We start from the raw sequence: 14,471 nt of genomic DNA on the forward strand, positions 1-14,471 counted from the left end.
GTGGCAGAGCAGAATTATGGTGGAGATCAAATTCAAGTTTTGGAAGGTCTCGAAGCTGTAAGAAAAAGACCGGGTATGTATATTGGAACAACTTCGGGTAGAGGTCTACATCATCTAGTTTATGAAATTGTAGATAATGCAGTAGATGAGGCACTTGCAGGTTATTGTGATACAATAAATGTTTTTATAAATAAAGATAATTCAATAACTGTAATAGATAATGGAAGAGGCGTTCCGGTTGACATCAACCATAAAACAGGAAGACCAGCTATAGAGGTAGTTTATACAGTGTTACATGCTGGCGGTAAGTTCGGCGGTGGCGGATACAAAGTATCTGGTGGCTTACATGGAGTTGGTGCATCAGTAGTTAATGCTTTGTCATGTTGGTTAGAGGTTCAAGTAAAGAGAAATGGACATGTATATCAGCAACGCTATGAAAGAGGAAAGATATGTTATGATCTTAAAATAGTTGGTGATTGCCCAGTTGAAGAAACTGGAACAAAGGTTACTTTTTTACCTGATCCAGAAATTTTCCAGGAAACAACTGTTTATGAATTCGATATTCTTAAGCAGAGACTTAGAGAAATGGCCTTTTTAACAAAGGGAATCAGGATTGTTCTTACAGATTTACGTGAAGGTAAGGAACAGGAAATGGTTTTCCATTATGAAGGTGGTATAAAAGAGTTCGTTGCTTATTTGAATAAGAGTAAAGATACACTTTATGATCAAATTATTTATTGTGAAGGTGTTAAAGATAAGGTACAGGTTGAAGTTGCTTTCCAACACAATGATGGGTTTAACGAAGTTTGCGATTCTTTTGTAAACAATATTAAAACTCCAGAAGGTGGTACTCATTTAACAGGTTTTAGAAATGCATTAACTAAGACATTTAATGATTATGCAAGATCAGCTAAAATCCTTAAAGATTCAGACCCTCAGTTATCAGGTGATGATATTCGTGAAGGTTTGACTGCTATTGTTTCAGTAAAAATTGAAGATCCTCAGTTTGAAGGTCAGACAAAGCAGAAGTTAGGAAACTCTGTTGCAAGAGGTGCGGTGGATAGTATTGTAAGTGAACAGCTTACATATTTCCTTGAACAAAATCCTGCAATTGCAAAATCAATTTGTGAAAAATCATTACTTGCACAGCGTGCTAGAGAGGCAGCAAGAAAAGCAAGGGATTTAACAAGAAGAAAGACAGCTCTAGAAAGTACATCCCTACCAGGTAAATTAGCAGATTGTTCTGATAAGGATCCTAAAAATTGTGAAATTTATATTGTCGAGGGTGATTCAGCCGGTGGTTCAGCTAAAACTGCAAGAAGTCGTGCAACACAGGCAATTCTCCCATTAAGAGGTAAAATTCTTAATGTTGAAAAGGCAAGACTTGATAGAATCTTAGGAAATGCTGAAATTAAAGCTATGATTACAGCATTTGGTACAGGTATTCATGAAGATTTTGATATTTCTAAGTTAAGATATCATAAGATTATTATTATGACTGATGCCGATGTTGATGGTGCACATATTGCAACATTACTTTTAACATTCCTTTATAGATTTATGCCAGAATTAATAAGACAGGGACATGTTTATTTAGCACAACCACCTCTTTATAAAATTGAAAAAAATAAAAAGATTTGGTATGCATATAACGATGATGAATTAAATAAAATCATGCAGGAAATTGGACGTGACCAGTCAAATAAGGTTCAGCGTTATAAGGGTTTAGGTGAAATGGATGCAGAACAGTTATGGGAAACAACTATGGATCCTGAGAAGAGAATTCTACTTAGAGTAGACATGAGTGAAGATGATGAATCAGAATTAGATGTTACATTCTCTACACTTATGGGTGATAAAGTAGAACCAAGACGTGAATTTATTGAGGCAAATGCTAAGTATGTAAAGAACTTAGATATTTAATAGTCAAAATTAACATAAATGAATTGCTAAAAATTCTAGAAAGGACATAAAAAAATGGATGAGCATATCTTTGATAAAGTTCAAGAAGTAGATATGAATAAAACGATGCAGAATTACTACATCGATTATGCCATGAGTGTTATTGCATCTAGAGCTTTACCCGATGTTAGAGATGGGTTAAAACCTGTACAAAGAAGAATTTTATATTCAATGATCGAGTTGAATAATGGACCTGACAAACCACACAGAAAATGTGCGCGTATTGTCGGTGACACAATGGGTAAGTATCACCCACACGGTGATTCTTCAATTTATGAAGCTTTAGTAAAATTAGCTCAGGATTTCAATACAAGATATCCATTAGTTGATGGCCATGGTAATTTTGGTTCTGTCGATGGTGATGGAGCTGCAGCCATGCGATATACAGAAGCTAGATTAAGCAAAATCTCTATGGAAATGACTAGAGATTTAAATAAAAATACAGTTGATTTTATTCCAAACTTTGATGAAACAGAAAAAGAACCAACAGTATTACCTTCAAGATACCCAAATCTTTTAGTTAATGGTACTTCAGGTATTGCTGTAGGTATGGCAACTAATATTCCTCCTCACAATTTAAGAGAAGTAGTAGCAGCTGTTGTAAAGATGATTGATAATAAGGTTTTAGAAAATAGAGATACAGAAATTGATGAAATCTTAGAAATTATCAAGGGACCTGACTTCCCAACAGGTGGTACAATCATTGGTAAACTTGGAATTGAAGAAGCGTATAGAACAGGTCGTGCTAAGGTTAAGGTAAGAGCTGTAACTAATATTGAGCCAATGCAGAATGGTAAAAATAGAATTGTAGTTACAGAATTACCATATATGGTTAACAAGGCAAAACTTATTGAAAAAATTGCAGAGTTAGTAAGAGATAAGAGAATAGATGGAATTACAGATTTACGAGATGAGTCAGATAGAGAAGGTATGAGAATTGCTATCGAACTTAGAAGAGATGTAAATCCTAATATTATCCTTAATCAGTTATATAAGCATACACAGTTACAAGATACTTTTGGCGTAATTATGTTAGCATTAGTTAACAACGAACCTAAGGTTATTAACTTAAAAGATATGCTTTATTACTATCTCCTTCATCAGGAAGATGTTGTAACAAGAAGAACACAGTATGATTTAAATAAGGCTGAAGAAAGAGCTCATATCTTAGAAGGATTAATGGTAGCTCTTGACAATATCGACAGAGTTATTGAAATAATCAGAGGTTCTGCAAATGTTACAATTGCAAAAGAAGGATTAATTAGCGAATTTTCTTTAACTGAACAGCAGGCACAGGCAATCGTTGATATGAGATTACGTGCTTTAACAGGTTTGGAAAGAGAAAAACTTGAAGGCGAATTAAGAGAATTACAGGAAAAAATAAATGAATATAAGGCAATTTTAGCAGATAAGAAGATTTTATTAGGAGTAATAAAATCTGAAATCCAGGAAATTGCTGATAAATACGGTGATGATAGAAGAACATCAATCGGATTTGATGAATATGATTTATCTATGGAGGATCTTATTCCAGATGAACCATGCATTATTACAAGAACAAATTTAGGTTATGTAAAACGTATGACTCCAGATAATTTCAAGGCTCAGAATAGAGGCGGTAAGGGAATTAAGGGAATGCAGACAATTGATGAGGACTACATTGAAGATTTATTAATGACAACATCTCATCACGTTTTAACATTCTTTACAAATAAGGGTCGTGCTTATAAGCTAAAGGCATATGAAATTCCTGAATCATCAAGAACATCAAGAGGTACAGCGGTAATTAATTTATTACAGCTACAGCCAGGTGAGACTATTACTGCCGTTGTAACAATTAAGGTGGAAAAATTACAGGAAGATGATTATCTATTTATGGCAACAAAGAAGGGTATAGTTAAAAAGACCCCAATTAAAGAGTTTGCCAATATTAGAAAAACAGGAATTCAAGCAATTAATTTACGTGACGATGATGAATTAATCGAAGTAAAATTAACAAATGATCAGGCAGAAGCACTTATGGTAACAAAGTTTGGTCAGTGTATTAGATATAAGATCACAGATGTAAGACCAACAGGACGTTCAGCAATGGGTGTAATTGGTATGAACTTAAATGACCAGGATGAAGTAATAGGTGTACAGCTTAATACTCAGGGAAGTGAAATGCTCATAGTATCAGAAAATGGTATGGGTAAGAGAACTGATATTGAGGAATATGCAGTACAGCATCGTGGTGGAAAAGGTGTTAAGTGTTACAAGATTACAGAAAAAACAGGAAATGTTGTAGGAGCAAAATCAGTAGATGAATCAAGAGAAATCATGTTAATCACTACAGAAGGTATTATTATAAGACTAAAATGTTCTGACATTTCTAAGTTAAAGAGAATAACTTCAGGTGTTAAATTGATTAACCTTGATGAAGGTATTAAAGTAGCATCACTTGCAAAGGTCAGAAAAAAACCAGCAGATGAATCAGGTGATGATGTCGAAGGTTTTGACAACGATGGAGATAATGAAGATGTATCAAAACCAGTAGAAACAGTTGAAGTAAAAGAAGAAAGCGAATTAGATAGTTCAATAGATGAATTATTAAATAGAGCTAAAGAAGACGAAGAATAAATTTTTAAACCCCCAATAGTTTTTAATAAACTATTGGGGGTTAATGTTATTAACAAAATATGGATTTATAAGCCGTATTTGTCGATAACTCTAGCACAAATCTTGGCCATAAGTCGATAATTGTGGATATTATTAGTATCCCAAGTAATTCTAATATTAGTTGCTTCAATTGATAAAACATATCTATGATTGTATTTATCCTTAAATCTAGTGTGTATAAAGGCCTGTACACCCTGTTTTTTTAAAGGTTCATAGCAAAGAGGAGCATGATTATTTAGGATAGAAATGTTATTAACAAGAATAACATCATTTTGATACATTTCCTTTAGCTGTGAATCATTTACATAATAGGCATTTTCTCTAATAGCTTTGTAATCGTAATTGTAGCAACTTGAAATTTTAATAGGTATGGCATTTTCATCATAAAGCACAATACGCTGGAAATTTTGCACATAACTAAAATAATCAAGTACTTTCTGAATTGATAAATTCTCTTCGTCGCAATATTCTGAAATAATTTTACAAATAACCTCACTAAGAACAAGGTTGTTTCTACCATCAATACTAGCAGCGTTGTCTGTTGAATTATTAGATTCGTAAAGAATCTCATCAACAGATTTAAGACGTTCAGGAGTATAGATAATATAACGATTACGTCCAAGGTCTTTAGCAACATATAAACAATAATCCGCAACAGTAAATAAATCCTTATAATTATTAGCATCTTTAGGATAACAAGCGCATCCAATTGACAAGGAAACAACAGGTTTACCATCATCGTTAGGAGAATATGTTGCATTAACAATATTTTTAAGACTCCTTAGAATTTCGCGTGTTTTTTCCTGGTTATAGCCATTGTAAAAAACAACAAAAAATTCATCTCCACCAAATCTACCAACTAAACCGGCATTACCTACTTGTTGTTTTATAATATCCGAAATAGATCTTAAAATTTCATCACCCTTTAAGTGACCGTGAATATCGTTTATATTTTTAAAATAGTCAATGTCAATGATAGCAATAGCAGTACCCTCACATTTATCCACATCTATTTTTTTAACAGCAAAATTTGTTATTTCATTTTTGGTTAAAGTACCAGTAAGTGAGTCAATTTGAGGCTGTTTAGTAACAGTGGATAATTCTTTTGAGTCCTTATGGATAAAGCCAGTAGCTTTTAAAAATTCTCCATTGTTGTAAATAGACATACCACGAACCTGTGTGATTTCTGCGTTATTATTCTTATCTCTAAAAACAAATTCAAAAGTAGAATCCCCATTTTTTAAAGATGATTGTAGAGCAGAAGTATCACCAGGAATATACATATTAAGTTCATTAAGAGAAATAACCTTAAATTCGCGACCTTCAAAAGAAGGTTCATAAATTACAACGTCCATTTTATCTGGATAATATACAAGAATTTTGTCGTTGTATAGGTTTAAAACATTGTAATCAACAGATTGGTGTTTAATTAATTGCAAATGCTCATCAATAAGTTTGTGTAATTCAACACATCTAACTGCAAATTGATTTTGATTTGGACCTGGCGATATTCGCATTATAAAATCGAGTAAGTTTCCAGATTGAGAATACATCTTTATGATGAAATAAGATGAGTCCATATGCTCAAGTTTGTATTGGAATAATGGTAAATCGTTTTTGTATATAAATTTTTCAAAGGTAAAGTATAAACGTTCACCCATAAAATTATAAAATTCCGAATCGGCTGAAAGAATATCCATAGTATTAAGTTGTACTATCAAATTGTGAATATAACTTTCATTCATAATGAATTTCCCTATGTAAATAAATTACAATCCCCTTTATTTATTACGTGAAGAAAAGTATATCATATACAGATAAAAATTACTATTAAAGTATAGTAATTTTTTTAATCAGAGACTATAATAACTTACGTTACATCAACCAGAAATCTGGGAAAAACGGGAAGGAAAAAATATGAGAGAAGTTGATGTGTCTTTAATTACAAAGAATATTAAAGAAATGTGTATTGAAGCGAATCATAATTTAACACTGGATATGGCAAAGGTGTTTAATGAGGCAGTTGATCGCGAAAAATCTTCATTGGGAAAGCAGGTCTTAAACCAATTAAAAGAGAATCTTGAAATCGCAAGAACAGATATGATACCAATTTGTCAGGATACAGGAATGGCAGTGGTATTTATAAACGTAGGACAAGATGTACATTTAGTTGGTGGAGATGTAAATCAAGCAATCAATGAAGGTGTAAGACAAGGATATGTGGAAGGCTATTTAAGAAAGTCAGTGGTAAAAGATCCAATTTATCGAGAGAATACTAATGACAATACACCAGCAATAATACACTATTCAATAGTTCCAGGAAGTGAAGTTGAAATAACAGTTGCTCCTAAAGGTTTTGGAAGTGAGAACATGAGTAGAGTATTTATGCTAAAGCCAGCTGATGGTATAGAGGGTGTAAAAGATGCAATATTGACAGCAGTTAAAGACGCTGGGCCTAATGCCTGTCCACCAATGGTTATAGGTGTTGGAATAGGTGGAACATTTGAAAAATGTGCCTTACTTGCAAAAAAAGCATTAACAAGAGACTTAGATCAAAAATCAGATAAGGAATACGTTAGAAAATTAGAAGAAGAAATGCTAGAGAAAATCAATAAGTTAGGAATAGGACCAGGAGGCTTAGGAGGAACACAAACAGCTCTAGCAGTCAACATAGAAACATATCCAACACATATAGCAGGTTTGCCAGTTGGAATTAATATATGTTGTCATGTAAACAGACATTCACACAGGATAATATAGTTACCTACAAATATACATAGAAAAATATATAAAATGTGGATAAGTAAAAAAATCTTTACAGACAGTGTGGAAAGGAATAATATGGATAAGCATATAAAAGCGCCGCTAGAAGAAGATGAAATCTTAAATCTTAAAAGTGGTGATTACGTTTATATAACAGGTAAAATATACACAGCAAGAGATGCAGCTCATAAAAGAATGTATGAATGCTTACAGGAAAATAAACCATTACCGATACAACTTGAAAATAATGTGATATATTATATGGGTCCATCTCCAGCAAGAGAAGGAAGACCAATAGGGTCAGCTGGCCCAACAACAGCAAGTAGAATGGATAAATATGCACCAAGCCTATTAGATCTTGGATTAAAGGGAATGATAGGAAAGGGTAAGCGCTCAGCTAAAGTAATAGAATCCATAGTGAAAAATAAAGCAGTTTATTTTGCAGCAGTTGGGGGAGCAGGAGCAATATTATCAAAAAGTATAAAATCATCAAAAGTAATAGCATATGATGATTTAGGAACAGAGGCAATACGAGAATTGGAAGTGGAGAATTTTCCAGCCATAGTTGTAATAGATAAAGATGGTAATAATCTTTATGAAACAGCAATAAAAGAATTTGCACAGATATAATTTATATAAATATATACATAACTTCATGTGTGACTTGAGTAAAAATGTACAAAGGCAAGTTACCCATGAAGTTATTTTTTTATTAAGGTCATGATATAATAGTACAAAGGTACTATAAAATGCCACGGAAACGGATAATTAAATGGGGGTTTCCGGGGTGGTATAGGTAGGGGGTGAGTATGAAAAACAGGGGGGATAAGCGTGGTGTATACAATCTATTTAGGGGATATATATAGAGTATTTTTATGAAAAAATAGGACATAAGTACTACGCGAAAAAAATATTGTATTTATATTGATACAAAAATAACGCAAAAATTACGTTATACCCCCTTTTTTGGTGTATATTAAAAAAAACGATGATGATATTATTTATTTACGGTTTCAAAGACTAAAGTACTAAAAATAAATGTATAATGGAAACTTTAAAAAAGGTTTTATTCGGAGGAAGAGCAATGAACAAGAAAATGAGAAAATTTGTTGCGGTGACAGCATGTGTAACAATAGGGGCATTAGTAGGAACATTAACACATGGATTCACACATTCAGACTTAAGTAGCGTATCATCATCAGTGACAGTCAATGCAACTATGAAGTCGTTAGCTACTATATCTGATGAAACAACAAATGGAACAACAACAATTAAGCCAGAATTAAATTTAGAAGAATATGTAGGAAACATTGGTACATTATCAGTTAATACAACAACTAATGTTGGATATTATGTTGTAATGCCATGGGCAACACAGACAATTAAAGGTGAATATAAATACCGTGAAACAACTGGTAGTAGATATAGAGAGTTAGGATGGTTAAAGTCATTTTCACAGGATATTTGTGAAGGTAACGGAGTTTTATCTCTAGATTTTGCAGAAGGATATGATTTAAAAGCAAACGTTTCATATACAGGAGATGATTTAACAAGTTATTTAGGAACAAATAATAATTTTGAAAGCCTTGAAGTAGGCGACACAATTAAGACAGATAGAGAAGGAATAGATGTAGTCGTTGTAGAAAAAGACGGAGAAAGAGCTTTACAGGTAGAATATGATAACAATTTATACACAGCTAAGGTTAGTGATATAGATTGGTATGTAATAAAGACAGCTCCATATACAAACTGGCATGTAGATGGTTCAGTAAAGTGGGAGAAGTCACCAATTGAAGAAACTACAGAAAAAGAAACAGAGACAGAAACTGAAAAAGAAACAGAAGAGAATCCTTCAATTGAAGAGTCAAAGACAGTAGAAACAGAAACACCATTTATCAGCGAAGTAGCAGGTGTTGAAGATGATCTTGAAGAAGATACTGAAATTGAAACAATAACAGTAAATACAGATTCATTATTCTATGGAGAAGTAGCAGCTGATGAAGATGTTGTTCTAGCTAATACAGTAGTTAGTACAGACGATTCATTCTACGGAGAAGTAGCAGGTGACGAAGATGTTGTAGCATTAAATTCAGTACAGACAGGTGATAGCAATGCAATTATGATATATGTAGTTGTAATGCTTGTAGCAATTGGACTTATTGCAACATCATTAGTTTTAAAGAAGACAGAAAATAACTAATAAAAAGCTTATTTAATAGGCATGAGCAAAGAAAGACGTGAATTTTGCTCATGCCTATTTTTTTATTTGCTGGAATTTAATTCTTCAATAAAAGAACAATATATGATACTATTAAAAAAATATCACTTATGGAGGTAAAAATGAAAAAATATATAGGGACAATAGTTACTGTAGTAGTGATGATTTTGTACATGATGGTATCGTATTATTTGTTAATACCACCAATAAATTTAACATCAGGAGAGTTTTGGATTTATATAATTCAGTTACTAACAATATTCTGTATCATTACTTTATTCTCACTAATAGTAGATAAGTTTAAAAACGCAAGTTATAAAAAGAGCAAATTTAATAAATCTAAATTTAATAAAAAAATAAATATTAAATATGCAGATATGGGGCTTGTTTCAAAGGTTATATTTATAGCAGATGTATGCGTAATTCTCTTATTTGTGTTTTTGTCGATTTTTTCTAGCGAAATTTTTAATGCTAAGAAATATAGTCAAATTTTACAGGTAAAAGAAGGTTCTATAGATGATATACCATCAGTTACTAATGCATCAGCAATAGCATTAATGGATACTCAATCAGCAATTAAATTAGGTGATAGAGAAATAGGTTCTCTTAATACCGTTGTTTCACAGTATGATATAGAGGATTATTCATATGCACAGTTAAATTTTAATAATACACCAGTAAAAGTAGCACCATTAGCCTATGCAAGCTTTTTTAAATGGGTGAATAATAAGGATAAAGGTATAGTTGGATATGTTGTTGTAAATCCAGTATCCATGGATGCTAGTTATCAAGAATTGTCTAAGGGTATGAAGTATGTACCATCAGCTTTTTTAGGACAAGATTTACAGCGTCATATTAGAAATAAATATAAGACAACGATATTTGAAGAACCACATTTTGAAATAGACGAGGATGGAAATCCTTGGTATGTAGCACCAGTTGTAAAAAAGACAATAGGTGTAGTAGGTGGTAAGAAAGTTACAGGAGCAATACTTATAGATCCAGTAACAGGAGATATGAAAAAGTATAAATTGGACGAAGTACCAACTTGGGTGGATATAGTGTGTCCAGGAAATTTAATTTGTAAGCAGTACAATGATTATGCACAGTTACAAAATGGATTTTTAAATTCAATAATAGGACAGAATGGATGTAGAAAAGTAACAGAGAATTCTGAAGAATCAACATCAGATTATGGTTATATAGCAAAAAATGATGATATCTACATTTATACAGGAATAACATCAGTAAATGGGGATTCATCAAATATAGGTTTTATAATAGCCAATGAAAGAACAGGAGAGACATCGTATATAGAGGCAGCAGGTGCAGATGAATTTTCGGCAATGAATGCAGCAGAAGGTGAAGTTCAAGAAAAAGGATATGAGGCATCATTCCCATCCTTAATAACAATAGATAATGTTCCAACTTACATAATGGTTTTAAAAGATAAGTCTGGATTAGTGAAGTTGTATGCTTGTGTAAATGTAAATCAGTACAATATAGTTGCTACTGCATCAACACAGGAAAAATGTATAGATAATTATAATCGATTATTAAATGGAGAAGATATAAATCCAAATACAGATGAAAATACAGCACAAAAAGAAGAAATAGACTATACACAATATGAGGAAAAGGATATAACAATAGCTAAAATGCAGACTATTGATGAGGATGGAAACACATATTTATATATAGTTGATACAGAAGGAAAAATATATCATGCTAAGTATAAGGATGTAATAAATATGCTTTTAGTAAATGTGGGCGATACAGTAAAATTAAGAGTTTTTAACGATAATTTCTTAACAATAGAATAAATAGTAAAAGGAGTAGAATATATAAATAATTCTATAAAATTGTGTTGACAATAAGTTATATGCAAGCTATAATAAATCTTGCGTTTAACGCATAATTACATAATTTTGCTTTGTGAATTGTTTATTATATATAACACAATTGGCGAGCGCAAATACGGAATCTGGAGTAGTACTCAAGAGGCTGAAGAGGCGCCCCTGCTAAGGGTGTAGGTCGGGAAACCGGCGCGAGGGTTCAAATCCCTCCTGCTCCGTTATTTAAACCCCAAGGAATTAGTTAATAATTCCTTGGGGTTCTTTTTGTTAATTCCAGAATTAATTTTTAAAATTAGCTGCTTAAGATTAGATAACTTTGCGATCAAGAGAATTAAGCATTTGATAATCGCTTTTTATTGTATAACCAGAAGTGGTTAGCATATTACCTGTTATAGATGCACTAGCACCGGAGCAAAAAGCTTCTTTTCCAGCATTGTTAAGAAGAATACGACCACCAGCAAGTCTGATATTAGCTTCAGGGTTGATGAATTTAAAACTTGCAATTGTACGTAAAATCTCATCTTCTGATAATCTAGGCAAGTTTTCAAAAGGAGTCCCCTTAATTGGAATAAGGACATTGATAGGGATAGACATAATATGCATTTTAGAAAGTGTTAATGCCATTTCAAGTCTTTGATTAAAACTTTCCCCCATACCAATAATTCCACCGGAACAAACATCAAGACCAGCCATTTTAGCATTAGAAATAGCTTCAAATTTATCTTTTTGTGAATGACTAGTGCAAACAGATTCAAAAAAACTAGGAGCAGTTTCAATATTGTTGTGAATTCTTGTAACTCCAGCATCTTTTAAAAGAGAATACTGTTCCTTGCTTAAAAGACCAAGAGAGGCACAAAGCTTAAGACCTGGACATTTGCTGTGGATAGTTTTAAAGGCATCAAGACATTTTTCAAAGTCACTACCGCTAAGAGCGCGGCCGGCAGTAACAAGGGCAAAGTGGTTAACTCCTTCGTTGTAGTTGTCCATGGCCTTAGCAACAATAGCGTCGCAATCCATAAAAGGATAAACCTCACAAAAGGTGTTGTAGTGAGCGGATTGGGCACAGTATTTACAGTTTTCACTACATTTTCCACTTTTAGCATTAAGAATTGTGCATAACTCAACAGTATTTTTATTGTAATGTGTACGAATCAAATCAGCGCCCTTGGTTAAATCACAAATATTGCAGGAAGAGAAGATTGACAAATCATCTTTGTCGGAAATTCTATATCCGTTAATAATATCGTTAGCTAAATTAAGAATACTCATAAAACCTCCAATTAAATGTTTTTGTAATGCATAAGACCAGAAATACTAAGAGCTTTTCTTAAGGAAATGCCAAGGATAAGACTTAGAATAATCTTAATACAGTCAAATGGAATGAACGGAAAAACGCAAACAGATAAAGTAGCTTTTAAAGATGTGTTAGTTAGAAACATGAAATAAAGAGTTCCAAAAGCATAGCAAGCAATTAATCCAAGAATCATACCAATAAGGTGCATATACCATTTTTTTGAAGAAAAATTATCGATGAAAAGACCAGAAATAATAGTCATAAAAATAAATCCAATAATATATCCACCAGTAAGGCCGAAAAGCTTGCCAGGGCCGCCTTGAGCATTGGAAAAAACAGGAAGCCCAACAAGGCCAAGTAAAAGATAAACAAGATAGGCAATAGTACCTTTAAAAGCGCCAAGTGTATAGCAGCAAAGGTAAACAGAAATAACGGTTAAAGAAATTGGTACCGAACCAATAGGAATTGATAAAGGCCCAAGAATACAACATAGTGCAGTCATAAGAGCACACATAGTAATAGTTTTAGTAGAAATAATAGACTTAGATGAAGTCTTTTCGTTTTTGAATGTTAATTCACTCATTTTTTTTATCCTCCCGAAAATAAAACTAAGAATATAGTTATTCTTAAGACAAAATTAGCATTGTAGAAAGAGATTGTCAACTAAATTAAAGAGAAAGGTTAACAATTAAATCATTGATAAAAAAATAAAATATTCTATAATAAAAATGATGTTTGCAACATTTAAAGGAGGAAGTATGGAAATAAGGGAAATAGTAAGCAAGAATAGATCATATAGAAGATTCTATAATGAGAAGAAGATAACAAAAGAAGAGTTAGTAGAGTTAGTGGATATAGCAAGGCTCACACCATCAGCAGCTAATAGACAACCAGTAAAATATATGGTAGTGGCAGATGAAGAAAGAAATGCGAAGGTGTATGAAACATTAGGATGGGCAGGATATTTAAAAGACTGGGATGGACCAGAGAAAGAAGAAAGACCAACAGGATATATATTGATCTTAACTAAGAAGGATGTAAAAGCAGATATTGATGAAGGAATAATAAGTCAAACAATAATGATGGCAGCAGTAGAAAAAGGAATGGGAGGCTGCATATTAGGAAACATTAAGCGTGAAAAGCTAATGGAAAATCTAAAGATAGATGAGGAGTATAAAGTAGATTTAGTATTAGCAATTGGTTACCCAAAAGAAGAAGTAAAAATAGTTGATATAAAGGATAATGATATAAAGTACTATAATGATGAGAATAAAATACATTATGTACCAAAAAGAAAATTAGAAGAAGTCTTAATGTGATAAAGATAGGCGGCGGCATGTATATATTTGAAAGAGTTTTAATGCATAGAGCTTGTGGAGAATAGTTTATATTCCACAATATATAGGAAAAATTAAAACAGGATTTAAAAAATCAAAAAAATATGAAAAAAGGTATTGACATTAAAAACTGAAAGTGATAATATATACAAGTCGCTGCGATACAGCAGCAACACAAAAACAAAACAAAGCCAGTAAACAACAGGCTTTGAAGATATAGAACCTTGACAACTGAACAGAATGACAACCTTGAAAATTCTTTGAAAAAATTCAAGCGAGTTAATCAATCGTTAAACATAAGTTTAGAAATGATTATCCTTAATAACAGTAATGTTAAACGGAAACGAAACTATTAAGCTAGTTCGTTCAGAACTAAGCTAAGG

Annotated in this window: 10 protein-coding genes and 1 tRNA gene; 8 read left to right on the forward strand and 3 right to left on the reverse strand. The window is 32.4% G+C overall.

Annotated elements, in window-relative coordinates; all coding sequences use genetic code 11:
- Positions 1–1,923 (forward strand): DNA topoisomerase (ATP-hydrolyzing) subunit B, encoded by a 1,923-nt coding sequence (gyrB, locus tag T537_RS0104630; RefSeq protein WP_027437903.1) that lies wholly within the window; start codon positions 1–3, stop codon positions 1,921–1,923.
- 54 nt (positions 1,924–1,977) lie between these two features.
- Positions 1,978–4,581 (forward strand): DNA gyrase subunit A, encoded by a 2,604-nt coding sequence (gyrA, locus tag T537_RS0104635; protein ID WP_027437902.1) that lies wholly within the window; start codon positions 1,978–1,980, stop codon positions 4,579–4,581.
- 65 nt (positions 4,582–4,646) lie between these two features.
- Here the strand turns inward: gyrA and T537_RS0104640 are convergent, their stop codons facing one another.
- Positions 4,647–6,365, reverse strand: a complete 1,719-nt coding sequence (locus tag T537_RS0104640; RefSeq protein ID WP_027437901.1) for a GGDEF domain-containing protein — start codon at positions 6,363–6,365, stop codon at positions 4,647–4,649.
- A gap of 172 nt (positions 6,366–6,537) precedes the next feature.
- Between T537_RS0104640 and T537_RS0104645 the strand changes: the two genes are divergently transcribed.
- From T537_RS0104645 to T537_RS0104665, 5 genes are all read left to right on the forward strand, one after another.
- The gene (locus T537_RS0104645; protein ID WP_031556546.1) at positions 6,538–7,380 is read left to right on the forward strand and encodes a fumarate hydratase; all 843 of its coding nucleotides are present in this window, start codon (positions 6,538–6,540) and stop codon (positions 7,378–7,380) included.
- Between the two features lie 81 nt (positions 7,381–7,461).
- Positions 7,462–8,013, forward strand: a complete 552-nt coding sequence (locus tag T537_RS0104650; RefSeq protein WP_027437899.1) for a Fe-S-containing hydro-lyase — start codon at positions 7,462–7,464, stop codon at positions 8,011–8,013.
- 454 nt (positions 8,014–8,467) lie between these two features.
- Positions 8,468–9,583, forward strand: coding sequence for a hypothetical protein (locus T537_RS0104655; protein WP_031556547.1), 1,116 nt, complete (start codon positions 8,468–8,470; stop codon positions 9,581–9,583).
- A gap of 140 nt (positions 9,584–9,723) precedes the next feature.
- Positions 9,724–11,424 (forward strand): hypothetical protein, encoded by a 1,701-nt coding sequence (locus T537_RS0104660; RefSeq protein ID WP_027437897.1) that lies wholly within the window; start codon positions 9,724–9,726, stop codon positions 11,422–11,424.
- Positions 11,425–11,587: 163 nt separating this feature from the next.
- Positions 11,588–11,675, forward strand: a tRNA-Ser gene (locus T537_RS0104665).
- Positions 11,676–11,763: 88 nt separating this feature from the next.
- Here T537_RS0104665 and bioB read toward each other — a convergent pair.
- Positions 11,764–12,726 carry a biotin synthase BioB gene (gene bioB, locus T537_RS0104670; RefSeq protein WP_031556548.1) on the reverse strand — a complete coding sequence of 321 codons (963 nt, stop codon included), beginning with the start codon at positions 12,724–12,726 and terminating at the stop codon, positions 11,764–11,766.
- Positions 12,727–12,737: 11 nt separating this feature from the next.
- A complete protein-coding gene (locus tag T537_RS0104675) occupies positions 12,738–13,334 on the reverse strand; it encodes a biotin transporter BioY (RefSeq protein WP_051554955.1) in 597 nt (198 codons plus the stop codon).
- Positions 13,335–13,509: 175 nt separating this feature from the next.
- Here T537_RS0104675 and T537_RS0104680 point away from each other — a divergent pair, with 175 nt between their 5' ends.
- Positions 13,510–14,070, forward strand: a complete 561-nt coding sequence (locus T537_RS0104680) for a nitroreductase family protein (RefSeq protein ID WP_027437894.1) — start codon at positions 13,510–13,512, stop codon at positions 14,068–14,070.
- Positions 14,071–14,471: the final 401 nt, after the last annotated feature.

Origin of the sequence: Lachnospira multipara LB2003 (assembly GCF_000702205.1) — a bacterium.
In the GTDB taxonomy this organism is placed as follows: domain Bacteria; phylum Bacillota; class Clostridia; order Lachnospirales; family Lachnospiraceae; genus Lachnospira; species Lachnospira multipara_A.

Bases quoted from the DNA above. Each gene is read 5' to 3' on its own strand.
- gyrA (WP_027437902.1), top strand. From the start codon at position 1,978: ATGGATGAGCATATCTTTGATAAAGTTCAAGAAGTAGATATGAATAAA.
- T537_RS0104640 (WP_027437901.1), bottom strand. From the start codon at position 6,365: ATGAATGAAAGTTATATTCACAATTTGATAGTACAACTTAATACTATG.
- T537_RS0104645 (WP_031556546.1), top strand. From the start codon at position 6,538: ATGAGAGAAGTTGATGTGTCTTTAATTACAAAGAATATTAAAGAAATG.
- T537_RS0104650 (WP_027437899.1), top strand. From the start codon at position 7,462: ATGGATAAGCATATAAAAGCGCCGCTAGAAGAAGATGAAATCTTAAAT.
- T537_RS0104655 (WP_031556547.1), top strand. From the start codon at position 8,468: ATGAACAAGAAAATGAGAAAATTTGTTGCGGTGACAGCATGTGTAACA.
- T537_RS0104660 (WP_027437897.1), top strand. From the start codon at position 9,724: ATGAAAAAATATATAGGGACAATAGTTACTGTAGTAGTGATGATTTTG.
- bioB (WP_031556548.1), bottom strand. From the start codon at position 12,726: ATGAGTATTCTTAATTTAGCTAACGATATTATTAACGGATATAGAATT.
- T537_RS0104675 (WP_051554955.1), bottom strand. From the start codon at position 13,334: ATGAGTGAATTAACATTCAAAAACGAAAAGACTTCATCTAAGTCTATT.
- T537_RS0104680 (WP_027437894.1), top strand. From the start codon at position 13,510: ATGGAAATAAGGGAAATAGTAAGCAAGAATAGATCATATAGAAGATTC.